Source organism: Bradyrhizobium sp. SZCCHNR1017 (genome assembly GCF_032381375.1).
Classification (GTDB): Bacteria; Pseudomonadota; Alphaproteobacteria; order Rhizobiales; family Xanthobacteraceae; genus Bradyrhizobium.
In genome coordinates, this window is the sequence record NZ_JAUHIR010000001.1 from 66974 (window position 1) to 92494 (window position 25521).

Sequence of the window (25521 nt, forward strand, 5' to 3'; positions counted from 1 at the left end):
CCTATTCCTGTCTGGTTTGATTCGATTTGTGGGGTTCGGGCGAGCCGTCCGCAGCCGGCTGCAGACATCTCACCTGGATGGGAGTTCCCGTTTGATATCGGTCAAGATGCCGGTCCGGCATCCTCATAGTCTCAGTGACGGTCTCGGCCCGCAGTACACCTGATAGAGCGTCTTGAGGACCTCGCGGGCCGGATCGCTTGTGATCGAATAGTAGATCGTCTGCCCCTCGCGCCTGGCGGTGACCAAGCCGTCCTTGCGCAGGAGCGCCAGGTGCTGCGACACGGTCGAATCGCGCAGGCCGAGAAACTCGGCGAGTTCTCCGACCGACCGCTCGTCGTCGACCAGCTGGCAGATGATCAGGAGGCGATGGCGGTTCGACAGCGCCTTCAGCAGGTCGCTGGCCTGGTCCGCCGCCGCTTCCATGATGTCAGCGTTAATTTTCATAGTTGCGTATATACAGATATTCGAATATATAGTCAAGGCCGGCGGCGGCGCCGCGGTGACATGAAGCAAGAATGAATCAAGTGCGGATGGAGGATCCCAATGGCGGAAATCGTGGTGATCGGGGCGGGGCTGAGCGGCTCGCTGATGGCTTATGAAATGTTGCCGCAACTGAGGAAGGAGGATCGCGTGACCGTCGTCTCGCAGGGCTCCTCCTATCATTTCGTGCCATCCAACCCCTGGGTGGCCGTGGGCTGGCGCAAGCGCGACGAGATCGAGATCGATCTGGTCGACGTCATGCAGCGCAAGGGCATCCGGCTGCTGACGCAGGGCGCCAAGCGCGTGCATCCGGCCGAGAACCAGGTCGAGCTGACGGACGGCGGCATGGTGGCATACGATTATCTCGTCGTCGCCACCGGTCCCGAACTCGCCTTCGACGAAATCCCGGGGCTTGGACCCGATGGGCATACGCAATCCGTGTGCCACGTCGACCACGCCGCTCATGCCAAGGCGGCCTTTGACAGGCTCGCCGAGAAACCCGGGCCCGTGATCGTCGGTGCGGTACAGGGCGCCTCATGCTTCGGCCCCGCTTACGAATTCCTGTTCATCCTGGAAACCGAGCTGCGCCGGCGCAAGATGCGCGATCAGGTGCCGATGACCTTCGTGACCTCCGAGCCGTATATCGGCCATCTCGGCCTCGACGGCGTCGGCGACACCAAGGGTCTGCTGGAAAGCGAGATGCGCGAAAAGCACATCAAGTGGATCACCAGCGCGCGCGTCACCAAGGTCGAGGACGGCCGCATGTTCGTGGAGGAGGTCGCCGACGACGGCACCGTCCGCAAGACGCACGAGCTACCGTTTGCCTATTCGATGATGCTGCCCGCCTTTCGCGGCGTGGGAGCCGTCCGCGGCATCGACAAGCTCACCAATCCCCGCGGCTTCGTCGTCGTGGACAAGCATCAGCGTAATCCGACCTTCCCCAACGTGTTTGCCATCGGCGTCTGCGTTGCGATTCCGCCGATCGGGCCGACGCCGGTGCCGGTCGGCGTGCCCAAGACCGGCTTCATGATCGAATCGATGGTGACGGCGACGGCCTTGAACATCGGGGCGCTGCTGCGCGGCCAGGAGCCAAAGGCCGAGCCGACCTGGAACGCGATCTGTCTTGCCGATTTCGGCGATTCCGGCGTCGCCTTCCTGGCCCAGCCGCAGATCCCGCCGCGCAACGTCAACTGGTCGTCGAAGGGAGAGTGGGTGCACTATGCCAAGGTCGCCTTCGAGAAGTACTTCCTGCGCAAGATGAGGCGCGGGACGCCCGAGCCGTTCTACGAAAAGTTCCTGCTCGACCGGCTCAACATCGCCAAGATCAAGGAAGTCAGGACCGGCACATGAGCAACGGTTTGCAGATCGTGTGCGGCCATTGCGGGCAGATCAACCGTCTGCCCGCGGACCGGGCGCCGACGCAGGGGAAATGCGGCAAGTGTCATACGCCGCTGTTCAGCGGCCATCCGATCGAGGTCGACCAGGCCGCGTTCGAACGCCATGTCGCGCATAGCAGTCTGCCGCTGCTCGTCGACGTCTGGGCGCCATGGTGCGGCCCGTGCCGCGCGATGGCGCCGATGTTCGCGCGCGCTGCGCAAGAGCTGGAGCCGCGTGTGCAGCTTCTGAAGCTGAACTCGGACGAGGCGCCGGAGGTGTCGGCGCGGCTCGGCATCTCCGGAATTCCGACCATGCTGCTGCTGCAGCAGGGGCGGGAGCTGGCGCGAATCTCGGGTGCGATGGACTCGCAACGAATCGTCGCCTGGACACTGTCCGGCCTGCGGCAGTAGCCGTACGGCCGGGCCGGCACTTGCTTGATTACGCTCAAATGCAACCATGAAGGAGTATGTCATGAACGTCGACAAAGCAGTTCTCACCTTCGCGGGCGTCGTCGTCCTGCTCAGCCTGACGCTGGGCTGGTACGTCAGTCCCTACTGGTTCTTGCTGGCGGCCTTTGCGGGCGTGAACATGATCCAGGCCTCGTTCACGGGCTTCTGCCCGGCGGCGATCGTCTTCAAGAAGCTGGGGCTCAAAAGCGGCAACGCGTTCTCCTGAATCGGTCGGAAGGACGGCAAGATGAAGCGGGGATATCATGGCTGACTCGGACGAAACCTATATCGTCGGGCCGCTCTACAAGGCGCGCGACAAGGTCTATCCGGCGGCCGTGCACGGCCGCTTCCGGCGCATCAAGTGGACGATCCTGTGCATCACGCTCGGCATCTACTACCTGCTGCCCTTCGTCCGCTGGGATCGCGGACCCGGCATGCCGAACCAGGCGGTGCTGGTCGATTTCCCGCATCGCCGGTTCTACTTCTTCTTCATCGAGCTGTGGCCGCAGGAGGTCTACTACTTCACCGGCCTGCTCATCATCGCGGCGGTCGCCCTGTTCCTGATGAACGCGGTCGCCGGCCGGCTGTGGTGCGGCTATCTCTGTCCGCAGACGGTGTGGACCGACCTGTTCTACGCCGTCGAGCGCTGGGCCGAGGGCGACCGCCGTGAGCGCATGCTCAGCGACAAGCGCGGCTGGACCTTCACCCACATCCGCCAGGCCGCGCTGAAGCATTTCCTCTGGATCATGATCGGCTGGTGGACCGGTGGCGCCTGGGTGCTGTATTTCGACGATGCGCCGACCCTGGTGAAGGACCTCGCCACCTTCCAGGCGCCGTTCACCGCCTATCTCTGGATCGGCATCCTGACGGCGACGACTTATGTGTTCGCCGGCCACGCTCGCGAGCAGGTCTGCATCTACATGTGCCCGTGGCCGCGCATCCAGGCGGCGCTGACCGACGAGTGGGCGCTCAACGTCACCTACAAGGGCGACCGCGGCGAGCCGCGCATGTCGGTCAAGAAGGCGGAAGCTGCACGGCTGCAGGGCGCACCCGCCGGGGATTGCATCGACTGCCATCAATGCGTCAACGTCTGCCCGACCGGCGTCGACATCCGCCACGGCATCCAGCTCGGCTGCATCCAGTGCAGCCTGTGCATCGATGCCTGCGACAGCGTGATGACCCAGATCGGCCGTCCGACGGGCCTCATCGGTTACGACACCGACATCAACGTCCAGCGCCGCAAGGAAGGCAAGCCCGAGATCTACCGGATCATCCGACCGCGCACGATCATCTATGCGACCTTCATCGCGATCGTCGGCGGGATCATGCTGTACTCGCTGGTGACGCGCGGCACGATGGGCATCAACGTGCTGCATGAACGTAACCCGCTGTTCGTGCAGTTGTCGGATGGCGGCGTCCGCAACGACTACACGGTTCGTCTGCTCAACAAGCGCGGGCCGCGCGACTTCGTGCTGGACGTCGTGGGGCTTCCGAACGCCAAGGTGACGGTGGCCGGCGAAACGCGCGAGCAGGACGGTCGTATGGTGATCGACGTCGGCCAGGATCAGACCCGCGAGATCCGCATGTCGATCGAGGCCAAGGGGGCCGACCTGCCTTCCGCGCCGGTCGACATCGAGATCAAGATCACGGATCCGGCGACCGGGACGTCGGTCAGCAAGCGCGATCACTTCGTTCCGGGGACACGATAGAGCAGCGTCGTTCGATCGCCGACTGTAAGGCGTCGGCGACATTCTGTCGGCTCATCGGGATTGATCGAGGGAGGACCGGTCGCTCCTCCCTCGATTGCCGAGTCCGGTTGTTCCAAATCAATGCCGGCTCGAAGCCGCAGGCAGAGCATTCTCGCGTCAAGGGATCGGAAGCTTTCCTACTGACGGAGAAAGACAGATGTTCAAGGTCGCAATTCTCATCTGGGTCATGCTGGGCACCGTGCTTGCAGGCAGCGCGGTGACGGCATTGTTGACGGTGCAGGGGCTGGTTGCGAGTCCGATGAAGGACCTGCCGTTGGCGGCGCTGGTCGGATTCGTCGTCGCGATGCCGCTGTCCTATCTCGTCGCCGCGAAGATCAAGGGCGGGCGCGGCCGGACGGCGTGACGGTCATCGACGACGGGCCGGATCATCGTGCTGGTCCGGCCTGATCGTCGCGCAGGAGCCGAGGGAGCGCCAGCTTGGCGCCGTCCATGAAGAGGTCGATCGCATCACGCACGGTCTGCTCGAGATCTGATGGAACCGGTGTCTCGTAGATGAACTTTCGGATCGCGAGATAGAAGATGCGTCCGTGCAGTCCCCAGAACATCTCCGTCTCGCGGCTGCCGAGAGGGCAGGTGGCGGCGTCTGGCAGCTGCAGTTCATGCCGCAGCTCGATCGCGGCAGGCTCGATGATCTCGTGCCGGACGAGGTCGAGATAGCGGCCGGTGATGCCGAACGACTTCATGCCGGAGAACACGAAGATCCGCACCCAGTTGTATTCGAACACGCGTGCCACGTAGTCGAGATAGAAGCCGGTCAGTCGCGCCTTGAGTGGAAGGCTGCGATCGCGGACCAGCGGGCCCCAGTCCTGCGACCAGCGGCTGAGATAGACCTCCTGATAGACGCGCTCGATCAGGGCTTCCTTGCTGGGGAAGTGCCGGTAGATCACCGAATGCGCGATGCCCATGCGCTTGGCGAGCTCTCGCGTCTGGCCTTCGAAGCCGCGCTCGGCGAAAAAGCGGATCGCTTCATCCACGATCACGCGCTCGCGGTCGGCGGCGCGCATGTTGCGGCGCCTCGCCTGAGGACGGTTCTCGGACCTGCGCGGGCGTCCATCAACTCGGCCTGTTGTCTCAGCGCTCGCTGTCTTCGGGGTCCTAGCCATGGTCTCTATCGATTGCGGCGACAGCCTGCTTGATAGCCGAAAGCTGATTTGTGACCAATCGTTCGTTTCTGGTTGACCGCGGTGCCGCTGCGTGCAACTCTTTTGAGACCAGATGGTCACAAATTTGGGAATCCGGGCTGGCGAGCCCTGGCGGTGAGGAAACGGATGAAAGCGAGGGCTTTCAGCTATTTTCGTGCACACACGATCGGCGAGGCGCTCGAAGCTCATGCGGGCGCGGGCGACGATGTGCGCTTCATTGCTGGTGGTCAGAGCCTGGTTCCGGCGCTGGCGTTGCGTCTTCAGGCCCCGCGAATTCTGATCGATATCAACCACATTGCAGAGCTGCGCGGCATCACGCGGGACGGCGAATGGTTGCGGATCGGCGCCTTGACCCGGCACTGCGAGATGCTGACCGATCCGCTGATCGCTGAGTTTGCGCCGCTGTTGCGCGCCGCAGCGCCGTTCGTTGCGCATCCTGCCATCCGCAATCGCGGGACCTTTGGCGGCAGTGTCGCGCTGGCCGACCCAGCCTCCGAGTTTCCGGCGATGGTGCTGGCGCTCGACGCCGAGATTGAGATTGCCGGCGCGTCCGGCCGGCGCCGCGTCAAAGCCGATGACTTCTTCATCGATCTTTTCGAGACGGCGATCGCGCCCGGCGAGATCCTCGTCGCGGTTCATGTTCCTCTCTTCCAAGCCGGCCAGCGCATTGCGTTCGATGAGCTGGCCCGCCGGCGCGGCGACTATGCACTGGTCGGTTGCGGCCTGCTCGCGACCTGCCAGGGCGATCTGATCGAGCGCATAGGCATTTCATTCTTTTCGGTCGGCGACGTCCCGACCCGTGCGAGGCATGCGGAGACAGCGCTCACCGGCAACCGGATCGATGCTGCACGGATTGCGGCGGCGCAGGCTGCGCTCGACGCCGATCTCGCGCCCGCTGACAGCGACGATGTTCCGGCGGCGATGCGTCTGCATCTGGCGCGCGTTCTGCTCGGCCGGCTGCTGGGACGGATCGGAGAAGCCGCATGAGCCCGCCGGTCGACATCGAGACCGAGGAGCAGGTCCGCATTCGCCTCATCGTCAACGGCCGCAAGGTGGCGTGTGACGTCGCGCCTCGCGACACGCTGGTGGATTGTCTTCGCCAGCAGCTCGAGCTGACCGGCACGCATGCCGGTTGCGAAATGGGCGCCTGCGGCGCCTGCCTGGTTCAGCTCGACGGCGCTGCTGTGCATGGCTGCCTGATGTTTGCCGTGCAGGCCGATGGCGCGCGGATCGATACGATCGAGGGGCTCTCGGAGAGCGGCGTGATCGCCGACCTGCAAGCCGAGTTTCATCGGCGCAATGCGCTGCAATGCGGGTTCTGCACGCCGGGTATGCTGATCACCGCTCATGAGCTGCTGACCCGTGCTGCACGGCCGAGTCGCGAGACCATTCGCGACGCGCTCTCGGGAAATTTCTGCCGCTGCACCGGATATGAAGCGATCGTCGACGCCATCGCCGCGGTCGCCGCGGCACGGGCAGCAACGGCATCGCAGGGCGCGGAGGGCTCGTCGCGATGAGCCCGCCGCTGACCTCGCTGGACCGTCCGAATTCCTATATCGGCCGCTCCGTGCCGCGACCGAATGCGAAGCGGCTGCTCGCCGGACGCGGGCGCTACGTGACCGACATTCGCCTGCCGCGCATGCTGTATGCCGCCTTCCTGCGCACCCCGTATGCTCATGCGCGGATCACCGCCATCGAGGTCGATGCGGCGCGGGCGCTTGCGGGCGTGCATCTGGTTGCGACCGGCGCCGATCTGGCGAAGATCTGCACGCCGTGGACCGGGACGCTCGATCATTTCAAGGGCATGACGTCCGAGCCGCAGCTGCCGCTGCCATTGGATCGCGTCGTCTGGGCCGGGCAGGCCGTGATTGCCGTAGTCGCCGAGAGCAGGGCGATCGCGGAGGATGCGCTGGAGCTGATCTCGGTCGACTACGAGGAGCTGCCGGCGGTGGTCGATCTCGACGCCGCGCGTCGGCCGGGGATGCCGCTGGTCAATCCGGTTGCGGCGTCCAACATCTGTTTCCGCACGCAGCTCGACAGCGGCGGCGTCGATGAGGCCTTCGCGTCGGCCGCGCATGTGATCGAGGAAGAATTCAGCTTCGGCCGTCATACCCCGGTCACGCTCGAGCCGCGGGCCATCGTCGCGGACTATGATCCCGAGAGCGGCGCGCTGACGGTGCACCACGCCACGCAGACGCCCTACCAGTTTCAGGATCTGTACGCTCGCCACTACGGCATCCCGGAAGCCAGCGTGCGCGTGATCGCGCCCGATATCGGCGGGTCGTTCGGCATGAAGCTGCATGTCTACCACGAGGACATGGCGGTTGTCGGGCTGTCGATCCTGCTCGGGCGCCCGGTCAAATACGTCGCCGACCGCATCGAGTCCTTCGTGTCGGATATTCATGCCCGCGATCACCATGTCCGCGCGCGCATGGCCGTCGACGCCGACGGCAAGATCCTTGCCATGGACGTCCACGATGCCACGGCGATCGGCGCGTTCTCGACCTATCCGCGCACCAGCGTCGTCGAAGGCAATCAGGTCATCCGCCTGATCGGTGCGCCATATGATTTCAAATCCTACCGCGCCGCGCTCGAGGTCGTGTTCCAGAACAAGGTGCAGACCAGCCAGTATCGCGCGGTTGGACATCCCATCGCCTGCGCGGTCACCGAGCGCATGGTGGATCTCGCCGCTGCCCGCGTCGGGCTCGATCCATTCGCGATGCGCGCCAGGAACGTGATTGTCGACAGCGCCTATCCGACGGCATCGCCGACCGGCTACAGGTTCGAGGCGCTGTCGCACGAAGTCTGCCTGCGGCGGCTGCGCGGGATCATGGACTATGACGCGCTCCGCGCCGAGCAGGCCGAGCTGCATCGGCGCGGCATCTATCGCGGCATCGGCATTGCGACCTTCGTCGAGATCACCAACCCGAGCCCTGCGTTCTACGGCGTCGGCGGCGCGCGCATTTCCTCGCAGGATGGCGCGACCGTCAGCCTGACGCCGTCGGGCGAGGTGCGCTGTGCGATCTCCGTGACCGAGCAGGGCCAGGGCACCGAGGCGATCATCAGCCAGATCGTCGCCGACCAGCTTGGTCTCGCCCAGGAGCGTGTCAAGATCATCACCGGCGATACCGAGGTCACGCCGCATGGTGGTGCGACCTGGGCCTGCCGCGGTGCAGGCATCGGCGGCGAGACGGCGCTGCAGGCCGCGCGAAAGCTCAAGGCGAACATTCTGGAGATCGCCGCGCTGGTGCTGCAGGAGCAGCCTGCTGCGCTCGACGTCATCGATGGCCAGATCGTCAGTGTCGCGACGGGGCAGCCGCGTCTGCCGGTCGCTGAGATCGCGCGCATCGCCTATTTCCGGTCCGACACCTTGCCACCGGGCACTCAGGCGCAACTGACGGTCAGCCATCATTTCGCGCCGCAGGGCTACCCCTTTGCCTTCACTAATGGCATCCAGGGCAGCTACCTTGAAGTCGATGTCGAAACCGGCTTCATCAAGCTGCTGAAGCACCATGTCGTCGAGGATTGCGGCCGCATCATCAATCCGATGCTGGTCGACGAGCAGTTGCGCGGCGGTGTCGTACAGGGTCTTGGCGCTGCGCTGTTCGAGGAATGCCGTTACAGTGAGACCGGCCAATTGCTCAACGGATCGCTGGCCGACTATCTGCTGCCGATGGCGATGGAGATGCCAGACATTACCATCGATCACGTCGAGACGCCGACGGCGGACACCATTCTCGGCGCAAAGGGCTGCGGCGAGGCCGGCACCGCGGCCGCGTCGGCCTGTGTGCTGAATGCGGTCAATGATGCGCTGATGCCCTTCGGCGCCTCCATCAACACCATTCCGATCACGCCAGCGCGCGTGCTCAAGACGCTCAATCGATACTAAGAAAACAAGGTGAGGGAGGACATCATGCAAGTCTACGAGACGAAGTTGCGACGCGCAGGAATATCCCGCCGCACGGCGCTGATGGGGATGTCGGCAGGTGTCGCCACGCTCGCGATGCCGCGCCTGGGGCGTGCCGCCGATGACACCATCCGCATCGGCTTTCCGACGCCGCTGACCGGTCCGTTCGCCGCCGAGGCGCGTGACCAGGTCAAGTGCGCCGAACTCGCCGTCAAGCTGGTCAACGACAAAGGCGGCGTCGCCGGCCGCAAGGTCGAGCTGCTTGTGCGCGACGACAAGCTCAACGCCGGCGAGGCGGCGACGCGGACGCTCGAGCTGATCGAGAAGGACAAGGTGCACGCTATCGTCGGCGCGCTCTCCAGCGCCGTCCAGCTTGCCGTCAACGAGGTGACGCGCGCCCGCGGCGTGATCTACGTGTCGATCAGCCAGTCCGACACCATCAACGAGGTCAAGGATTTCAGCAAATACACCTTCCACGAGGCGCTGAACCCGCACATGACCACGGCGGCCGTGGCCCGCCAGACCATCAAGAAGGGCATGAAGGTCGCCCATCTCGTGGCCGACTATGCCTATGGCCATGAGATGCTGCGCGGCTTCAAGCGGGCGCAGACGGCGATCGGTGCCGAGAGCGTCGGCGAGATCCTGCATCCGTTCGGTGCGGCCGACTATTCGACCTTCATGCCGCGGCTGATGTCGCTGCGGCCGGACGTGCTGTGCATCAGCAATTTCGGCCGCGACCAGGCCAACGCGATCAAGCAGGCGGTGGATTTCGGCATCAAGCAGCAGATGAAGATCGTGGTGCCGGTGATCCTGCACAATCAGCGTCTCGCCGTCGGGCCCGACGTGTTCGAGGGCGTCGTCGGCGGCGCCAACTATTATTGGGGTCTTGAGACACAGAACAAGACCGCGGCCGAGTTCAACAAGGCGTTCCGGGCCGCCAATGGCGGCGCGATCCCGACCGACTACGGCGCCTATGGCTACTCCGGCGTCGGCTCGCTGCTGCAGGCGATGCAGGCCGCCGGTGGCACCGACACCGATAAGGTCATCGCGGTGCTGGAGGGGCTGCAATACGATCTGACCAAGGGCCCGCAGCATTACCGCAAATGCGACCACCAGTCGGTGCAGTCGGTGCTTGTGCTGGAATCCAAGAAGAAGTCGGCGATGGCGAGCGAGAACGACCTGTTCGCGATCGTGGCCAGCGATCCCGGGGCGGACGAGATGCTGCGCAGCTGCGGCGAACTCGGCCACGCCACCTGATCCTGATCGCATGGACCTCTCGCTGATCATCATGCAGCTGTTTTCCGGCATCGCCCTTGGGGCGGTGCTGGTCATCACTGCGCTCGGCCTGACCATCGTGTTCGGCATGCTCGGCGTGGTCAATTTCGCCCATGGGGCGCTGTTCATGATCGGGGCCTATGCCGGTCTGTATCTGGCATCGCTGACCGGCAGCTTCTGGTGGGGCTTGCTGCTCGCCCCAATTCTGGTCGGCGCGTTCGGCATGCTGATCGAACTCGTCCTGGTCCGGCGCCTGTATGGCCGGTCGATCGATGATCCATTGCTGCTCACCTTCGGTCTCAGCTACATCCTGGTCGAGGGGGTGCGCATCGTGTTCGGCAGCGACGGTATTCCGTTTCCGACACCGTCCCAATTGATCGGCGTCGTCGATCTCGGCGTCGGCTTCTTCCCCAAATATCGTCTGTTCGTGATCGCGCTGGTCGCCGTCGTGCTGCTGGTGCTCTGGCTGATGCTGGAGAAGACCCGGGTCGGCCTGATCGTGCGGGCCGGCGCCCGTGATCCCCTGATCATGCGGGTGCTCGGGGTCGACATCGGCAAGGTGTGGCTCGCGATCTTCGGCCTCGGCGTCGGCCTTGCCGCGCTCGGCGGGGTGCTGGCGGGACCCATGCGCAGCGTCAATCCCGAGATGGGAACGCTGGTGCTGGCCGAGGCCTTCGTCGTCACCGTGATCGGCGGCCTCGGCTCGATCGTCGGCGCCGTGGTCGCGGGGCTGATGGTCGGCATCTGCATCAGCATGGTCGCGTTGTTTGCGCCCGAGATGGCGACGATCGTGATGTTCGCGCTCATGGCCGCGGTCCTGCTGATCCGGCCACAGGGTCTGTTCGGCCTCAAGGGGAGAGCGTGATGACGGTGCATTCGACCGGCGAAGCACCGCCGCTTCCTCAGGCGCAGCGCCTCTTCGCGCTTCTCGCGGATCACCGCGTGCTGGTCTCGCTGGTCGCGCTGGCGCTGCTGCCCTGGCTGCTGCCGTCGAAGGCGCTCGCCGTGAACGTCCTGATCTACGGCGTCGTGGTGATGGGCTACAACCTCCTGTTCGGCTACACCGGGCTGCTGTCGTTCGGCCACGCCGCCTTCTTCGGCACCGGCGCGTATCTGACCGGCATCGCCATCGGCCGCTGGGGCCTGCCGTGGTTTGCCGCGGTGCCGCTGGCGATCGCGGCGAGCATGGCGCTCGCCGCATTCATCGGAACGATCTCGACGCGCACCCGCGGCATCTATTTCTCCATGGTCACGCTCGCGCTGGCGCAACTCGTCTACTACGTGGCGCTGCAGGCCTCCTCCTTCACCGGCGGCGAGAACGGGCTGCGCGGCTTCACGGTCGACCACATCGGTCTGTTCGGCGCGCAGATCAACTTCCTCGATCCGGTGAACAAATATTACGTGCTGATGGTGCTCGCGGCGATCGCGATCTGGGTGCAGTCGCGCATCCTCAACTCGCCATTCGGCGCGGTCATCGAGGCGATCCGCGAGAACGAGCAGCGCGCGCGGGCCTGCGGCTACGACGTCGAGCGCTGCAAGCTGATCGTGTTCATGCTGTCGGGCGCCATCTCCGCCGTCGGCGGCTGCATGTCGGCCCTGCATTTGTCCATCGTTCCGCTCGACATCCTGCACTATCAGACCTCCGGCATGATCGTGATGATGGTGCTGCTCGGTGGCGCACGCAGCTTCTTCGGGCCGTTCGTCGGGGCCGCGGTCTTCCTGATCCTGGAGGACGTCGTGTCATTGTGGACGCCGCACTGGCAGATCGTGGTCGGCGCCATCTTCGTCGTGTTCGTGCTGTTCCTGCCCAAGGGCATCTGGGGCACGTTCCTCGATGTGCTGCCGATCGCGAGGCAACGCCGATGAGCACCGAGTTGTTGCGCGCGGACGGGATCGGCCGTCGCTTCGGCGGCTTCGTCGCGCTCGAAGGCATCTCAGTCGCGTTCGCGGCCGGTGAGCTGACCTCGATCATCGGCCCGAACGGGGCAGGCAAGAGCACCTTCTTCAACATTCTCTCCGGCACGCTGTCGCCGAGCAGCGGCACCCTGCGGTTCAAGGGCCGCGAGCTGAACGGCCTGCCACAGCATCGCTTCGTGCATCAGGGCATCTCGCGCTCGTACCAGATCACCAACATCTTTCCCGACTTGTCGGTGCACGAGAATGTCCGAGTCGCCGCCCAGGCGATGCGGGTAAGCTACGACATCTGGCGCAAGCGCGCCGATCTTGCCGAACTCGGCGAACGCGCCGATGCGGCCCTGATGGCGGTCGGCCTGATCGGCAGGCGTGGCGAGCTCGCGAAGTATCTCGCCCACGGCCAGCAGCGCGCGCTGGAGATCGCCATTGCGCTGGTCTCCGAACCGGAGCTTCTGCTGCTCGATGAGCCGACCGCGGGCATGGGGCCGGAAGAGACCAAGGAGATGGTGGCGCTGCTGGAGCGGCTGGCGGAGAAGCGCACGGTGCTGCTGGTCGAGCACAAGATGAAGATGGTGCTCGGCCTGAGCCAGCGGGTGCTGGTGCTGCATCACGGCCGGCTGCTCGCCGACGGTCGTCCTGAGGACATCCGATCCAACCCCGACGTGCGCCGGGTCTATCTGGGACAGAGTGAAGGCTATGGCTGAGACCGCGTTGCTCGAGCTCGACGGCCTCCAGGCCTGGTATGGCGCCAGCCACGTCCTGCACGGCATCTCGCTGCGCGTGAGCGAGGGCGAGGTGGTCGCGCTGGTCGGCCGCAACGGCGCCGGCAAGACCACGACATTGCGCACCGTCATGGGGCTGATGCCCCGGGCCGCGGGGCGCGTGCGCTTTGCCGGCCATGATCTGCTGCCGCTTGCGGCCCACAAGCGCTTTCATCTCGGGCTCGCTTATGTTCCGGAGGAGCGCCGCATCGTGCCGGGCCTGTCGGTGCGCGAGAACCTGCGGCTTGGGCTGGTCGCCGCCAGCGCCGATATCGAGGAGCGCGCGGCGTTCGCCGAGGTTGCGGAGACCTTTCCACGATTGAACGAGCGGCTGGATCAGGAGGGCGTCACGCTGTCGGGTGGCGAGCAGCAGATGCTGGCGATCGCGCGGGCCTTGATCGCGCGGCCGCGCATGGTTCTGCTCGACGAGCCGTCCGAAGGCATCATGCCGGTGCTCGTCGAAGAGATGGGCGTGCTGTTCCGGCGATTGCGCGACCAGGGCAAGACGCTGCTGTTGGTCGAGCAGAACGTCGAATGGGCGCTGCGGCTCGCCGATCGCGCCGTCATCATCGACCAGGGCGAGGTCGTGCATGAGAGCAGCGCCGCGGCGCTGCTGGCCGACAAGGATATCCAGGACCGCTATTGCGCGGTGTGATGTTTCGGACTGCGCCGGCATCATGACGCGCCATCTCCATCCGGCGCCGGCAGCTGCGGCAGCCCGGCGAGGCTGACGCCGGCGGCCTGGTGGAGGAACATGCGCTGGATCAGTTCGGCCGCCTGGCTCGCCGCATCCGCCGGTGCGAGGCCGCCCTGGCGGACGTTGGAGATGCAGTTGCGTTCGGCATCGACGCGGCCCCGGCGCGGCATCCAGGTGAGATAGAGGCCAAGGGAATCGGCCGCGCTCAGGCCCGGGCGCTCGCCGATCAAGATGATCGAGGCCGACGCGCCGAACAGCTCGCCAACATGATCGGCGAGCCCGACGCGGCCCTGCGAAGCAACGATCACCGGCGACAGCCGTCTGCCGGTTGCAGCCAGGCGCGGCATCAACATGTCGAGCACGGGCAGGGCGTTGACCTGGACCGCGCGGCTGCTCAGGCCATCAGCCACCACCAGCGTGATGTCTGCCGGCGCGCGCGGCTCGGACAACAGCGCTTCCGACGCCGGCGACAGCAGGCGCCCTGCATCGGGACGCTGCAGATAGGTCGCGCGATCGGCAGCGCGGCTGTGCACGGCAAGGGCCGGCCAGCCATGCGCGGTCGCCTCGGCGGCAAAGCGCTCGGCGTCGAACGGCTTCAGCACGGCATCGCGCGCTTCGGCGTGGGCAGCCTGGAAGGCGAGATGTGCCGATGTCGGCAGACCAGGACCGCAGCGTCCCAACGCGATCCGCGCTTCGGTATAGCGTGACAGCCAGCGCCAATCGTCCGATGACGACGTTGCCGGCGAGTCGCTCTTGTCGGAGCCGCCCATCACTTGGCCTCCAGCAGCGGCAGCGCCGGCATCAGCCGCGCCGGCTCGAAGCGCAGCTCGCCTCTGGAATCGCTGAGGCCGGTGGCCGCGAGCCAGGTCTCGAACTCCGGCGCCGCGCGCTTGCCGAGCACCTTGCGCACATAGAGCGCGTCATGGAACGAGGTGCTTTGATAGTTCAGCATGATGTCGTCAGCGCCCGGCACACCCATGATGTAGGTGCAGCCGGCGACGCCAAGCAGGGTCAGCAGCGCATCCATGTCGTCCTGGTCGGCTTCGGCGTGGTTGGTGTAGCAGACGTCGCAGCCCATCGGCAGCCCCAGCAGCTTGCCGCAGAAATGATCCTCCAGGCCCGCGCGTATGATCTGCTTTCCGTCGTAGAGATATTCCGGACCGATGAATCCGACCACGGTGTTCACGAGCAGCGGCCGATAGCGCCGCGCGACCGCGTAGCAGCGTGCCTCCAAGGTCTGCTGGTCGACCCCGCAATGGCCGCCGGAGGAGAGCTCGCTGCCCTGTCCGGTCTCGAAATACATCACGTTGCCCCCGACGGGGCAGCGCTGCAGGCCTTCGGCCGCGGCGAGCGCCTCGTCGAGCAGCGACAGCGTGATGCCGAAGCCGCGATTGGCCTCCTCGCTGCCGGCCAGCGACTGGAACACGAGATCGACCGGCGCGCGGCGCTCGATCGCCTTCAGCGCGGTCGTAACATGGGCCAGCACGCAGGACTGGATCGGTGCATGCGAGGCAAGCCGCAAGGTCTCGATCAAGTCGAGCAGCCGCACCATCGTCTCGACGTCGTCGCTCGCCGGGTTGATGCCGATCGTCGCGTCGCCGACGCCGTACATCAGCCCGTCGAGGATCGAGGCCGCGACGCCCTTGGGATCGTCGAGCGGATGGTTGGGCTGCAGCCGTGTCGACATCCGGCCCGGCAGGCCGATGGTGCAGCGGAAGCGCGTCACGACCTCGCATTTCGCCGCGACCGTCACCAGGTCCTGCAGCCGCATGATCTTGCAGACCGCAGCAACCATCTCCGGCGTCAGCCCTGGCGATACGCCGCTGAGTGCATCTGCGTCGGCCGCATCCGACAGCAGCCATTCGCGGAAGTCGCCGACCGTGAGGCTTGCGACGGGAGCGAACGCCTTGCCGTCATGCTGGTCGACGATCAGCCGCGTGACCTCGTCGGTCTCGTAGGGGATGACGGCCTCGTTGAGGAAATGGCGCAGCGGCAACTCGGCGAGCGCCATCCGTGCCGCCACGCGTTCGGCGGCATCCTCCGCGGCGAGGCCCGCCAGCACGTCGCCCGAGCGCAACGGCGTTGCCTTCGCAAGCAAGGTTCTGAGGTCGTCGAACCGGTAGCGCGCGCCGCCCAGCGTGTGTGAAAAACCCATTGGCGTTCTCCTTCAATGTTCCTCGTGGTCAGCCATGCCAGCCGGATCCGGCCGATGGATCGCCATCACGGGAAAGACGGGGAGGAACATCATTCGAAGACCTTGTTCTCAGGTTCGTCCAGCGCATCATCTTGCACGATATATGTCGGCATCAGATGACCATTTTCTGTGGCGGGGGCGCTTGATGTCCACCCGGCTTGCGTCGGCCGCGCCGTTGGCTAAGGTCGCATGGCGTACGAGGCAAGCAACCGAGGGAAACACGACATGGCGCGCGTCCGCTGTATCACCGAGATGGGCATGGGCGTCGACGTCCACGGCCGCGACGCCACCAAGGCGGCCAAGCGCGCGGTGTCGGACGCGATCCGCCATTCCAGCCTCGGCTTCTTCCGCATGGTCGGCAAGACGCCGCAGGACATGTTCGTGGACGTCACCATCGGCGTGCCGAACCCGGAGGCTGTCGACACCGCTGCAGTGGCCAAGGAGCTGCCCTATGGCACGGTGACCGTGACCGCGGTCAAAGGCGGGCTGGAGATTGCGGCCGAGGCCGGCAGCGACGCCATCATCATCGCCAACGCGGCGGTGCTGGTCCATCTCGACGACGGCAAGTGACGCTCACGTGCAGGGGTCATGCGCGTGGCGTTCTGATATGAATGTCAAACAGCATGTCATCGCGATCCCGCGGCGCGTTGCGCGCCCGGGTGATGATCGTACGGTGTCCCTCTTTGAACAGAGGGCGCAGGGAAGGCCGGGCATCCGCTGATACCCGCGGCCCCCGTGCGTGAAGAAGTGCACGGGGCAGGAACCACAGGCTCAGCCGGACGATCCCGGCCTTCCCTGCGCAACGGTTTTCCGGCTTATACGTGCTCTCCTCGGGGACCGGGCTTTGTTGCCCCCGTCGCCGGCCGATCATCATCTCAGCCGGCTTGACCTCAGCATCGGGAGGCCAGGACCACACGATTTCGCCGGCGCATCCTGCCGTTCGTCCGCACGGCAAGGCCATGCTGCGGCAGAGCTGCGCCCATCGCATCCCGCCTCCACGTTCGTGACGATCGCGAAGCGCCCCTCATGGCGAGGCGGGACGGGCGGAGTATTTCACAGAATTCGGAAAAACAAAAGCGAAATTTTCGTGGACCAGGCGTGCGAATTGCAGGGGCTGTTGAAACGAGTGTTTCGCCGCGCGCCTTTTCCCGCCGGCGGTGCGCTGCCCTGAGGTCGCGGCCACGGCCGCGGACTGATTCATTGTCACCATGGGATCAGGCGGGTGCCGACCTTCTGCGTTTGGCGCCGAAGATCGCATCGTCTCGGCGCAGACAATCTTGCCCGGGCCTGGCCCGATCGCTGTGAAAGTTGCCGGCTGGCTTGCACCCGGAACGGGGCCAGGCCAGCCGATGCGCATACTCAGCGTCTTGGGCCTTTGCCTCGGCCGGGTCCCGTAGTGTCGAGGGCCTGGCGGCAATCCACCGAGACTTTCTCGCGGTTGCTCTCGAGGCAGGCGCGAACCTGGCCTGCGCCGTGCTGCTTGCCGGAGCAGAAGCTCTGGATGTCAGCGGCGCATTGCGTTGCCACCGGCCCGGTTCCCTGAGCGAAAGCGGGCATGGCCACGGTGGCGGCGATGACGATGGCGAGTTGCACGGACGTCCTCGTTCAAGCCTCCTTGGGGAGCGGTGTAGGCACGGTGGCGTGTGTCGTGCGTCCGTTCGTTGCGCAGGATCAAGCCGAAGGGGGAGTCCATGGCCGCGTGGGGCTGGTCTGGTGCGTCGCTGGATGGGGAACTCGAAGCTGTCTGGCATGGACAGTGCGGACCAGGGTGAGGTCATCGCGCAGGCCCGCTTCATCTTGAAACGCGGCTTGGGGGAAAATGCTGGTCCAGGCATCGGCGGGCGAGCCACGCACATAGGCCGGAACGACGCCGAGAGACTTGAGCGCCTCGATGACCGCGTGAGGTGCGGCGTCACGAATGTGCAGGTTGGTGATGAACGACCCCATGGCTTCCTTCCGCAACTCGGTTGCTCAAAGTCACGTTTTGGCTTGAGAGCGCCCGTCACTGGGTGCCGCAACCCGGAGCGTAGGCACCATGGGCGGCTGTGATACTCTCGCAAATGACGTCGACATATTCGTCATAGAACATGATGCGAAAATGTCGGCAGCGGGCCAGATGCCGCTGGGCGAAGCTCAGCAGCCAGTCCGACTTTCCCAGGTCCACCACGGCGGCTTGATCGATCGCGGGCCCCCAACTGACTATTTCGCGGGAATAGTCATGGACTTCCTCTGGCGTGACTTGATGCACTTGAGCCTTGTGAAGAATCAAGTGTCGCATATCGTCTTCGGAAGCCCAGTCCGGGTTCAGATAGTCGAGGGCGATCAAGTTCAATCCGTGGCCAAAAAAGTGCCCTCGTCGCAGCTCTGGTCCGCGTCCGTCGGCCCATATCCAATCACGCAAGATCGGCTTGTACATCGCAGAAGATCGGCCTTGTTGGTTCTTGAGCGGCTCACAGCCGCGGATCGATCGGCTCGCTCTCCAGCGCCAGCACCGCGAACACGCATTCGTGCACGCGGCGCAGCGGCTCGCGGGCGACGAAGCGGGTCAGCGCCTCATGGCCGAGCGCGAACTCGCGCAAAGCGAGGTTGCGCTTGCCGTCGAGCTTGCGCTGGCGCAGCCGGGCGATGTGCTCCGGCGCATCATATTCCGGGCCGTAGATGATGCGCAAATATTCTGGGCCGCGCACTTTCAGCGCCGGCTGGATCAGACCCTTCGGTCCGCGCGCGACGAAGTTCTTGGGCTTCACCACCATGCCTTCGCCGCCGCCGGCCGTGAGTTGCTCCCACCATGCGATGGCGTTGGCGATGGCCGTTTCGTCAGCCAGAGCCACGGTGCGCCACTGCGTGCGGGTGACCACGGATGCTGACGCGGCGGCCAGCCGATCGGCGAGCGTCATGTGCCAGACATGGTCCTGATCGAACCAGACCTGGCCCTCGCTGGCGAGCAGGTGAAACGGCGCGACCTTGAGATCGTCGATGCCGCGGACCGGCCAGACATAGGGTGCCCATGCCTCGCCATATCGCCGCGCCCGCGTCACCCGATCGCGGAGGTGATCGCCGAGTGCCGCGACATCAAGACCGCGCGCGGCGGCGCGCGCCAACGCGTCTGCCGCCGCTTCGAGCCCTGCAACCGATGACGCCGCGACCGGCGCGTACTGGCTCTCGATCAGGCTGCCGGCCTTCGCCGACCACGGCATGATCTCGGCGTCGAGCAGCAGCCAGCCGGATTGCAGCTCCTGCCAGAGGCCGGCGCTGTCGACAGCATCGCGCAGCCGTGCCAGCAGCGCCTCGCTCATTGCGGGATCGTCGAAGAACGCGCGGCCGGTGCGGGTCCAGATCGCGCCGCTCTCGCCGCCCGCGACGCCGAAGCGGGCCCCGGCGATATCGGCGCTCCTGCACAGCGCGATGACGGCGCGCGAGCCCATGTGCTTCTCCTCGCACACCACCTGCTCGACGCCGCGGGCGCGGAAATGCGCGAACGCCTCCTCGGGGCGCTCCAGCCAGCCGTCGCGCGCGCTGGTCTCCGATGGCGACATGGTCGGTGGCAGATAGACCAGCCATTGCGGCGCGAGCGCGAAACGGCTCATCACCTCCAGCGCAGCGGCCGCGTTCTCCTCGGCCACGACCATGCGGCCGCGCAGCCTGGTGTCGATCCATCGGCGCCCGCTCACGTCATCGATATCCAGCAGCTGATCCGCCTCGGCCTGCGCGGAGGCGCTGCCGGCGCGAGGCGCGAGCGGACGCACCGGCTCGCACCAGACGCGCTCAGCCTCGACCTCGACGAGCTCACGCTCCGGCCAGCGCAGCGCCGTCAGCCGGCCGCCGAACACGCAACCGGTGTCGATGCACAGCGTGTTGTTGACCCATTCGGCATTGAGCACGGGCGTGTGACCGTAGACCACGGTGGTCGGTCCGCGATAGTTCGCGGCCCAGTCGGCGCGCACGGGAAGGCCGAACTCGTCGATCTCGCCGGTGGTTTCGCCATACAGCGCGAACTCGCGCACCGCGCCGGAGCCACGGCCGATCATCTCCTCCTTCAGCCCGGCATGCGCCACCGCGAGCCGGCCGCCATCGAGCCAGACATGGCTGCGCAGGCTGTCGAGGAAGCCGGGCAGGCTGTCGCGGAAGCTTCGATCCTCGCCGGTGAGCTGGTCGATCGTGGCCTGCAGGCCGTGCGCGATCGTGACCTTGCGGCCGGCGAGCCAGCGTCCGAACTTGCGGTCATGGTTGCCCTGCACGGCATAGGCAATGCCTGCCGAGACCATGCCCATGACGATGCGCAGCACGTCCGGCGATTGCGGGCCGCGGTCGACGAGATCGCCGACGAACACGAGCTTGCGGCCTGCGGGCGGCGTGACGCTGACGGCGCGCCGGCCGTCGTCATCGCGCCATCTGACCTGATAGCCGAGCTTCGCCAGCAGCGCCTGCAACTCATCAGCGCAGCCATGGACGTCACCGATGATGTCGAACGGCCCGGTGTCCTGGCGCTTGTCGGTCCACAGCGGCTGCCGCGCAACAATGGCGCTTTCGATGCGCGCGACGCTGTCGAGCTTCCAGACCTGACGAAAGCCCTCGCGCTGCAGGCCGCCCAGGCCGCGGCGGATTTCCGAGACCATGCGCTGCACGACCGGACCGCCGAAGCTGCGCTCAGGCCGCGACTTGTTTCTGTCGATGCAGACGTCGATGCCGGGATCGAACACGATCGCGACCGGCAGCGCATGCCATTTTCGCGCCAGCTCGACCCAGCCCTTGCGGTCGGCGGGGCGCACATTGGTGGCGTCGATCACCGCGAGCCGGCGGTGCTTCAGCCGCTTGCCGGCAATTTCGCGGACGATGTCGAACGCGTCGGCGGAGACGCCCTGGTCGGTCTCGTCGTCGGCGACGAGCGCGCGGCAATGATCCGAGGAGATCACCTCGGTCGGCAGGAAATGCTTCGCAGCAAAGGTCGACTTGCCGGAGCCGGTCGAGCCGATCAGCACGATCAGCGCGAAATCGGGGATGTCGATGTTCATGGAATTGCTCAGCGGGTGAAGACGGCCATTTGCGTCGGCGCGCCATGGCTCTCGTCGTGATGGCCGATGCCGGAGAAGGCGGCCTGATAGTTGAAGGTTGCGCAGATCCGCTGCGCCCAGTCGGCAAACTCGGCGCGCGACCATTCGAAGCGATGGTCACGGTGGCGGAACTGCCCGGCGGGCAGGCTCGGAAACAGTGCGTTGTATTCGGCGTTCGGCGTGGTCACGATCACCGCCCGCGGCCGCGCTGCGCCGAACACCACGCGCTCGAGCATCGGCAGCCGGTCGGGATCGAGGTGCTCGATCACCTCGACCAGTGCCGCCGCATCGGCCTCGGCCCAGCGCGCATCGCGATAGGTGAGCGAACCGTGCAACAGCATGACGCGACCCTCGGGCGGCGCGCCGGGCGCGCCCAGCTTCAGCCGCTTGGCCGCGCGCTCCAGCTCGCGGACGGCGGGATCGAGCCCGATCAGCCTGTCGACCCAGCGCTCGCGGACCAGGAGCTGCAGCAGCCTGCCTTCGCCGCAGCCGAGGTCGGCGACAATTTTGGCGCCGCTCGCCCGCAACGCCTCGACCACGGCGGCCATGCGCAGGTCGTTGAGGCGGGTCGGCGCCTCCAGTGTCTCTTCTGACTCGCTGCGCGCCTCGGGCTCGATGGCCTCGTCCTGCGTCTCCGGCGCGAGCCGGGCCAGCGCCGCGCGCGCGAGCACGCCGCGATGGCGCAGATAGCGGCGCACGATCAGCTCCTTGGCGGGGTGGGCGTCGAGCCAGCCTTCGCCGCGCTTGAGCAGCTTGTCGATCTCCTCGTCGCCGACCCAATAGTGCTTGGCGTCGTCCATGACGGGGATCAGCACGTAGAGATGATTGAGGAGCGCGCTGAGCCGCGCGGTGCCGCGCAAGGTGAGCCGGACGTAGCGGCTCGACGGATCGCCTTGCGGTCCCGGGATCGCGGTGAGATCGACCTGCCAGCCGAGCGGCTCGAACAAATGCCGCAGCACGGCTTCGCCGCCGCGCAGGGGCAGGGGTGTCACAACCGCTTCGAGTGCAATGGCGCTGTCGGCGAGCTCCTGGCGCGCGCTGCTGACGCCGTTCATCGCGGTCCGGAACGCCTTGTTCAGCGCGACCGACAGGAACGACGACGCGGCATAGGGCCTGTCGTTGACATATTGGTCGAGCAGCCCGTCGCTCTGGCCTTTGCCGCGGACGAGGCCGATCGGGTCGACGTCGAGCACCAGCGCCGCCTCGCAGCGGCTCTCGCTGGCCTCGGGATAGAAGATCAGCGCCTTGCCATAGGTGAGCGCGAGCTCGTGCAGCCGCTCCGGATGCTTGTTGAGCAGGTAGCCGAGATCGGTGGCAGGCTGATGGGTGGTGGCGATGGACAGGTACATAGGGTCAGATACCGGATGAGGAAACAACGATCCAGTGCTTCGAAGCCAAAGTTTGGCGGTGGCCGTTCTCGCATTCGCTTTCGCATCGGCTCTGGGAGCGCTGGACAAAAGGTGCGCCATCTCCGCAGGACGACTCTTGCGGAGAACGAGGGCAGGGACGCAATTCGGCTCGAATCGTCATGGAATTGACATCGCATGAGCAGAGTCCTGAAAATCGCCGGGCTGCTGGTGCTGATCTGCGCCGGCTTCATGTTCGTCAACAACGCCAATCTGCAGGTGACAAAGGAGGCTGGGCGGCCGCATCTCCTGGCTCATCGAGGTGTGTCGCAGCAGTTCGATCGCACCGGCCTGACGAGCGAAACCTGCACCGCGGCGCGGATGCTGCCGCCGACGCATGAGTATCTCGAGAACACCATCGCCTCGATGCGCGCCAGCTTTCTGGCCGGCGCCGATATCGTGGAATTCGACGTGCACCCAACCACCGATGGCCAGTTCGCGGTGTTCCATGACTGGACGCTCGACTGTCGCACCGATGGCAAGGGCGTCACGCGCGAGCACGCGATGACGGCGTTGCGGCAGCTCGACATCGGTTATGGCTACACCGCCGATGGTGGGCGCACGTTTCCATTCCGCGGAAAGGGCGTCGGCCTGATGCCGTCGCTGGACGAGGTGCTCGCAGCCTTTCCGGACAAGCCTTTCCTGATCAACGTCAAGAGCAATGATCCGGCGGAAGGCCGACTGCTGGCGGATGCTCTGGCGCGCTTGCCTGGCGCGCGACGGGCGCGACTGATGGTCTATGGCGGCGACGCGCCGATCGCGACGCTGAGGGCGTCTCTGCCGGATCTCAAGGTCATGTCGCGCGGCATGCTGAAGAGCTGCCTCGTCCGTTATCTCGGCTATGGCTGGACCGGCCTGGTGCCGTCCGCGTGCCACAACATGATGGTGCTGGTCCCGATCAATGTCGCGCCGTGGCTGTGGGGCTGGCCGGACCAATTCCTCGCGCGCATGACACGCGCCGAAAGCAGCGTCTTCGTCCTCGGCTCCTATAGTGGTGAGGCGTTCTCGGCCGGTCTGGACACACCGGACGACATCGCCAGGTTGCCCAAGAACTTTACCGGCGGCGTCATGACCGACGAGATCGAAACCGTGGCGCCGCTGCTGAAGCAGACGCCTTGAAGCAAGCAGCGCAAGTCGCCGCTGAATGTGCCTGGTTAACGGAAGACCCGGGCGCGTCCGTGACGCGTCCGGGTCGGTTGTCGTCAGTGCAGGGTCGCGCCGCGCAGAGTCTCCTCATGCGCCGCGATCCAGGCGATCACGGCCTCGGAGAAGCCGTCGACCCGCGTCCAGGGTCCGTAGCCGACCCCGTGCTGGTACGACGCCACGTTGACCATGGTCCCGCGCGCCCGCGGCGCCGGCACCGCATCGTGGCTCTGCTCGTCGGTGAAGACGATCAGGCGGTCTCCCTTGCGGTCGACCTCGCCCACCGCACGCCCGAGATAGGTCCCGGAATGCGGCTGCGATCCGAGGATCGCGTCGCGCAGCGCAAAGCCACGCCGCGGCGGTACCTTCACGACGTTGTCGCTGAACGTGAAGATCTCCACCTCGTCGCAGACCTCGCGGGCCAGGATCGCCAGCCCGCACGCCGCGTCCGCGCGCGTCATCTCCGACTTCGCCGACAGCGATGCGAACATCGAGCCGGAGACGTCGATCAGAAGCCGCGTGCGGCCCGGAAGCCGCGCGTAGCCCTTGATCGACCGGAGCATCGCGGCCTCGAGCTCGGGCTCGAAGTCCGGCGCGTGCCGGGCCGCCGTGATGAACCGATACGGCAGGATCCTGTCCGTCCGCATCGTCTCGATCGCGGCCGCGATAATCGACCGCGACACCCCGGCCTGTTGCATCAGGCGCAGGTTGCGCAGCAACGCCAGCGCTCCGAGCCGCTTCTCCGAGAGCAGCCGCTCGAAGCTCGCGCGCTTGTCCGCACCGGCCGAGAGCGCGACCTCCCAGGTGTCGGGTGACGGCAGCCCGCCATCGGCGAGCTGCTTCCACACCGCCTCCTGCGCGGCGTCCCTGGGCCGAGCGTGCACCAGGAACAGCACGTCGCGAAGCCGCACCGGTCCCTCGCGGTCATACTTCGCGAGCTGATAGGCGTCGAACTTGGCGAACGCCTTCGCCAGCCCCTTCTTGACCTGCGCCGAGACCGGCTGCCGCTTGCGCTGCTGCTGCGGACCCAGAGAATCCGCCCAGTAGATCGCCAGCAGCTCGGTCATCTCGTCCGGCCGCTGGATGATGCGCGACAGCGTCTCGGCGACCAGCGCACGGTGCGTGGGCAGCCGCGCCATCTCGCGGGCGACGAGCAGCGGCGCATGCCGCAGCTTCATCTCCTCGCGTGCACGGACCGCGAGCTGAGCCACCTCGCGCGGCTCGACCAGCGGCACCAGCGCCTTGATGCGCTCGGCGATCGCGATCCCGTCCTCGTAGAACTGGTCCTCCCACAGCAGGCAGCTCATCAGCGTGCGCTGCAGCGCCTGCTCGGGTGCGAGCTGCCGGGACGGCGCACCCTCATGGGTGAAGGCGCGCAGGAACTTGTTGAGCCTGACCATGATGGCCTCCTCTCTGGGTTGATGATGGATGGAATGGCCGGAGCACCGGCCGTCACGCATGATCTCGTCTCGGAGACCATGCGCGGCAGGGGACCACGCGCCGGGAACGGGCGAATGCTGAGTTCCGCTCCACTGGCATGGAGCGGATAGCGCTCTGCCGCTGAGCTACCGGCGCATGGAACGCCGGATGGGAGTCGAACCCACGACCTCTCGATCCGCAATCGAAGTATCAGCACTCTTCACCACGGCGCGTGGAAGAAGGTGGCGCAGCAGACGTCTGCGCCGCAACGATCTGACCGCCTGTTCGAAGACGATCAGTTGAGATGGATCACGAGCCGGGAACAGGCGACGACTGAGACCCGGTCGCTGAGAGACCGGACAGCGCTCTGACCTCTGAGCTACCGGCAGGACACCGGGCGGGAGTCGAACCCGCGACCTCTGGCGTGCAAGGCGAAGTAACAGTCGTCTTCACCACGGCTCGTGGATACGTTCGGCGGGGAATAAGCGATGCTGTCGCTGCCCCAATGGGGCGCTCGGTTTCAACGAAGTAACAGAC

The 25521-nt window shown here is 65.9% G+C and carries 25 protein-coding genes and 1 tRNA gene; 15 read left to right on the forward strand and 11 right to left on the reverse strand.

Translation table 11 applies throughout. From position 1 onward, the window contains the following. Nucleotides 1-123: 123 nt before the first annotated feature. Nucleotides 124-423, reverse strand: a complete 300-nt coding sequence (locus tag QW863_RS00305) for a metalloregulator ArsR/SmtB family transcription factor (RefSeq protein WP_315712653.1) — start codon at nt 421-423, stop codon at nt 124-126. Between the two features lie 120 nt (nt 424-543). Between QW863_RS00305 and QW863_RS00310 the strand changes: the two genes are divergently transcribed. The 5 genes from QW863_RS00310 to QW863_RS00330 all read left to right on the forward strand — a co-directional run bounded on the left by QW863_RS00310 (nt 544) and on the right by QW863_RS00330 (nt 4418). After that, nucleotides 544-1830, forward strand: a complete 1287-nt coding sequence (locus QW863_RS00310; protein WP_315712541.1) for an FAD/NAD(P)-binding oxidoreductase — start codon at nt 544-546, stop codon at nt 1828-1830. Next, entirely contained in the window at nt 1827-2267 is a 441-nt protein-coding gene (gene trxC, locus QW863_RS00315) for a thioredoxin TrxC (RefSeq protein ID WP_315712540.1), read from the forward strand. The genes QW863_RS00310 and trxC overlap by 4 nt, the downstream gene beginning before the upstream one ends. 61 nt (nt 2268-2328) lie before the next feature. Beyond that, nucleotides 2329-2532, forward strand: a complete 204-nt coding sequence (locus tag QW863_RS00320; RefSeq protein ID WP_315827454.1) for a DUF2892 domain-containing protein — start codon at nt 2329-2331, stop codon at nt 2530-2532. 37 nt (nt 2533-2569) lie between these two features. Beyond that, complete coding sequence (gene ccoG / locus QW863_RS00325; protein ID WP_315712537.1) at nt 2570-4015, forward strand: cytochrome c oxidase accessory protein CcoG; 1446 nt, start codon at nt 2570-2572, stop codon at nt 4013-4015. Between the two features lie 196 nt (nt 4016-4211). Further along, entirely contained in the window at nt 4212-4418 is a 207-nt protein-coding gene (locus tag QW863_RS00330; RefSeq protein WP_315712536.1) for a hypothetical protein, read from the forward strand. Nucleotides 4419-4440: 22 nt separating this feature from the next. Here the strand turns inward: QW863_RS00330 and QW863_RS00335 are convergent, their stop codons facing one another. Beyond that, entirely contained in the window at nt 4441-5079 is a 639-nt protein-coding gene (locus QW863_RS00335) for a helix-turn-helix domain-containing protein (protein ID WP_315712535.1), read from the reverse strand. Nucleotides 5080-5343: 264 nt separating this feature from the next. On the opposite strand from QW863_RS00335, the gene QW863_RS00340 reads away from it, so the two are divergent. The 8 genes from QW863_RS00340 to QW863_RS00375 are packed head-to-tail and all read left to right on the forward strand — an operon-like array spanning nt 5344 to nt 13729. Then, nucleotides 5344-6204 (forward strand): xanthine dehydrogenase family protein subunit M, encoded by an 861-nt coding sequence (locus QW863_RS00340; protein WP_315712652.1) that lies wholly within the window; start codon nt 5344-5346, stop codon nt 6202-6204. After that, a complete protein-coding gene (locus QW863_RS00345; protein ID WP_315712534.1) occupies nt 6201-6734 on the forward strand; it encodes a (2Fe-2S)-binding protein in 534 nt (177 codons plus the stop codon). Before QW863_RS00340 ends, QW863_RS00345 begins: the two co-directional genes overlap by 4 nt. After that, on the forward strand, nt 6731-9106 hold the full coding sequence (locus tag QW863_RS00350; RefSeq protein ID WP_315712533.1) for a xanthine dehydrogenase family protein molybdopterin-binding subunit: 2376 nt from the start codon (nt 6731-6733) through the stop codon (nt 9104-9106). The genes QW863_RS00345 and QW863_RS00350 overlap by 4 nt, the downstream gene beginning before the upstream one ends. Nucleotides 9107-9130: 24 nt before the next feature. Further along, nucleotides 9131-10381: an ABC transporter substrate-binding protein gene (locus tag QW863_RS00355; protein ID WP_315712532.1), complete on the forward strand. Its 1251-nt coding sequence runs from the start codon at nt 9131-9133 to the stop codon at nt 10379-10381. 10 nt (nt 10382-10391) lie between these two features. Further along, nucleotides 10392-11264 carry a branched-chain amino acid ABC transporter permease gene (locus tag QW863_RS00360; protein WP_315712531.1) on the forward strand — a complete coding sequence of 291 codons (873 nt, stop codon included), beginning with the start codon at nt 10392-10394 and terminating at the stop codon, nt 11262-11264. Continuing rightward, nucleotides 11264-12265, forward strand: a complete 1002-nt coding sequence (locus QW863_RS00365) for a branched-chain amino acid ABC transporter permease (RefSeq protein WP_315712529.1) — start codon at nt 11264-11266, stop codon at nt 12263-12265. The genes QW863_RS00360 and QW863_RS00365 overlap by 1 nt, the downstream gene beginning before the upstream one ends. Next, nucleotides 12262-13017 (forward strand): ABC transporter ATP-binding protein, encoded by a 756-nt coding sequence (locus QW863_RS00370; RefSeq protein ID WP_315712528.1) that lies wholly within the window; start codon nt 12262-12264, stop codon nt 13015-13017. The genes QW863_RS00365 and QW863_RS00370 overlap by 4 nt, the downstream gene beginning before the upstream one ends. Beyond that, nucleotides 13010-13729 carry an ABC transporter ATP-binding protein gene (locus QW863_RS00375; protein ID WP_315712527.1) on the forward strand — a complete coding sequence of 240 codons (720 nt, stop codon included), beginning with the start codon at nt 13010-13012 and terminating at the stop codon, nt 13727-13729. The genes QW863_RS00370 and QW863_RS00375 overlap by 8 nt, the downstream gene beginning before the upstream one ends. Nucleotides 13730-13749: 20 nt before the next feature. Here the strand turns inward: QW863_RS00375 and eutC are convergent, their stop codons facing one another. Beyond that, nucleotides 13750-14541 (reverse strand): ethanolamine ammonia-lyase subunit EutC, encoded by a 792-nt coding sequence (eutC, locus tag QW863_RS00380; protein WP_315712526.1) that lies wholly within the window; start codon nt 14539-14541, stop codon nt 13750-13752. Beyond that, nucleotides 14541-15926, reverse strand: coding sequence for an ethanolamine ammonia-lyase subunit EutB (locus QW863_RS00385; RefSeq protein ID WP_315712525.1), 1386 nt, complete (start codon nt 15924-15926; stop codon nt 14541-14543). Before QW863_RS00385 ends, eutC begins: the two co-directional genes overlap by 1 nt. A gap of 264 nt (nt 15927-16190) precedes the next feature. Here QW863_RS00385 and QW863_RS00390 point away from each other — a divergent pair, with 264 nt between their 5' ends. Next, entirely contained in the window at nt 16191-16535 is a 345-nt protein-coding gene (locus QW863_RS00390; RefSeq protein WP_315712523.1) for a Lin0512 family protein, read from the forward strand. Between the two features lie 789 nt (nt 16536-17324). Here QW863_RS00390 and QW863_RS00395 read toward each other — a convergent pair. The 5 genes from QW863_RS00395 to QW863_RS00415 all read right to left on the reverse strand — a co-directional run bounded on the left by QW863_RS00395 (nt 17325) and on the right by QW863_RS00415 (nt 22365). Beyond that, nucleotides 17325-17558: a cysteine rich repeat-containing protein gene (locus QW863_RS00395; RefSeq protein ID WP_315712521.1), complete on the reverse strand. Its 234-nt coding sequence runs from the start codon at nt 17556-17558 to the stop codon at nt 17325-17327. Nucleotides 17559-17636: 78 nt separating this feature from the next. Next, nucleotides 17637-17912, reverse strand: a complete 276-nt coding sequence (locus QW863_RS00400) for a hypothetical protein (RefSeq protein ID WP_315712520.1) — start codon at nt 17910-17912, stop codon at nt 17637-17639. 55 nt (nt 17913-17967) lie between these two features. Continuing rightward, a complete protein-coding gene (locus QW863_RS00405; RefSeq protein ID WP_315767243.1) occupies nt 17968-18381 on the reverse strand; it encodes a hypothetical protein in 414 nt (137 codons plus the stop codon). Nucleotides 18382-18415: 34 nt separating this feature from the next. Continuing rightward, nucleotides 18416-20977 carry a polynucleotide kinase-phosphatase gene (locus QW863_RS00410; protein WP_315712517.1) on the reverse strand — a complete coding sequence of 854 codons (2562 nt, stop codon included), beginning with the start codon at nt 20975-20977 and terminating at the stop codon, nt 18416-18418. A gap of 8 nt (nt 20978-20985) precedes the next feature. Continuing rightward, nucleotides 20986-22365 (reverse strand): 3' terminal RNA ribose 2'-O-methyltransferase Hen1, encoded by a 1380-nt coding sequence (locus QW863_RS00415; RefSeq protein ID WP_315712515.1) that lies wholly within the window; start codon nt 22363-22365, stop codon nt 20986-20988. A 195-nt stretch (nt 22366-22560) separates the two neighbouring features. On the opposite strand from QW863_RS00415, the gene QW863_RS00420 reads away from it, so the two are divergent. Next, complete coding sequence (locus tag QW863_RS00420) at nt 22561-23541, forward strand: glycerophosphodiester phosphodiesterase family protein (RefSeq protein WP_315712514.1); 981 nt, start codon at nt 22561-22563, stop codon at nt 23539-23541. A gap of 83 nt (nt 23542-23624) precedes the next feature. Here QW863_RS00420 and QW863_RS00425 read toward each other — a convergent pair whose 3' ends face one another. Together QW863_RS00425 and QW863_RS00430 are read right to left on the reverse strand one after the other, a co-directional pair. Further along, nucleotides 23625-24965, reverse strand: coding sequence for a TROVE domain-containing protein (locus QW863_RS00425; protein ID WP_315712512.1), 1341 nt, complete (start codon nt 24963-24965; stop codon nt 23625-23627). 176 nt (nt 24966-25141) lie between these two features. After that, nucleotides 25142-25216 (reverse strand) — tRNA-OTHER (locus QW863_RS00430). Nucleotides 25217-25521: the final 305 nt, after the last annotated feature.

Coding starts and splice junctions, on each gene's coding strand:
- QW863_RS00345 (WP_315712534.1), top strand. CDS start 6,201: ATGAGCCCGCCGGTCGACATCGAGACCGAGGAGCAGGTCCGCATTCGC.
- QW863_RS00355 (WP_315712532.1), top strand. CDS start 9,131: ATGCAAGTCTACGAGACGAAGTTGCGACGCGCAGGAATATCCCGCCGC.
- trxC (WP_315712540.1), top strand. CDS start 1,827: ATGAGCAACGGTTTGCAGATCGTGTGCGGCCATTGCGGGCAGATCAAC.
- QW863_RS00305 (WP_315712653.1), bottom strand. CDS start 423: ATGGAAGCGGCGGCGGACCAGGCCAGCGACCTGCTGAAGGCGCTGTCG.
- QW863_RS00385 (WP_315712525.1), bottom strand. CDS start 15,926: ATGGGTTTTTCACACACGCTGGGCGGCGCGCGCTACCGGTTCGACGAC.
- QW863_RS00330 (WP_315712536.1), top strand. CDS start 4,212: ATGTTCAAGGTCGCAATTCTCATCTGGGTCATGCTGGGCACCGTGCTT.
- QW863_RS00375 (WP_315712527.1), top strand. CDS start 13,010: ATGGCTGAGACCGCGTTGCTCGAGCTCGACGGCCTCCAGGCCTGGTAT.
- QW863_RS00350 (WP_315712533.1), top strand. CDS start 6,731: ATGAGCCCGCCGCTGACCTCGCTGGACCGTCCGAATTCCTATATCGGC.
- QW863_RS00310 (WP_315712541.1), top strand. CDS start 544: ATGGCGGAAATCGTGGTGATCGGGGCGGGGCTGAGCGGCTCGCTGATG.
- QW863_RS00425 (WP_315712512.1), bottom strand. CDS start 24,965: ATGGTCAGGCTCAACAAGTTCCTGCGCGCCTTCACCCATGAGGGTGCG.
- QW863_RS00365 (WP_315712529.1), top strand. CDS start 11,264: ATGACGGTGCATTCGACCGGCGAAGCACCGCCGCTTCCTCAGGCGCAG.
- eutC (WP_315712526.1), bottom strand. CDS start 14,541: ATGGGCGGCTCCGACAAGAGCGACTCGCCGGCAACGTCGTCATCGGAC.
- QW863_RS00320 (WP_315827454.1), top strand. CDS start 2,329: ATGAACGTCGACAAAGCAGTTCTCACCTTCGCGGGCGTCGTCGTCCTG.
- QW863_RS00410 (WP_315712517.1), bottom strand. CDS start 20,977: ATGAACATCGACATCCCCGATTTCGCGCTGATCGTGCTGATCGGCTCG.
- QW863_RS00370 (WP_315712528.1), top strand. CDS start 12,262: ATGAGCACCGAGTTGTTGCGCGCGGACGGGATCGGCCGTCGCTTCGGC.
- QW863_RS00405 (WP_315767243.1), bottom strand. CDS start 18,381: ATGTACAAGCCGATCTTGCGTGATTGGATATGGGCCGACGGACGCGGA.
- QW863_RS00360 (WP_315712531.1), top strand. CDS start 10,392: ATGGACCTCTCGCTGATCATCATGCAGCTGTTTTCCGGCATCGCCCTT.
- QW863_RS00400 (WP_315712520.1), bottom strand. CDS start 17,912: ATGGGGTCGTTCATCACCAACCTGCACATTCGTGACGCCGCACCTCAC.
- ccoG (WP_315712537.1), top strand. CDS start 2,570: ATGGCTGACTCGGACGAAACCTATATCGTCGGGCCGCTCTACAAGGCG.
- QW863_RS00335 (WP_315712535.1), bottom strand. CDS start 5,079: ATGCGCGCCGCCGACCGCGAGCGCGTGATCGTGGATGAAGCGATCCGC.
- QW863_RS00420 (WP_315712514.1), top strand. CDS start 22,561: ATGAGCAGAGTCCTGAAAATCGCCGGGCTGCTGGTGCTGATCTGCGCC.
- QW863_RS00415 (WP_315712515.1), bottom strand. CDS start 22,365: ATGTACCTGTCCATCGCCACCACCCATCAGCCTGCCACCGATCTCGGC.
- QW863_RS00340 (WP_315712652.1), top strand. CDS start 5,344: ATGAAAGCGAGGGCTTTCAGCTATTTTCGTGCACACACGATCGGCGAG.
- QW863_RS00390 (WP_315712523.1), top strand. CDS start 16,191: ATGGCGCGCGTCCGCTGTATCACCGAGATGGGCATGGGCGTCGACGTC.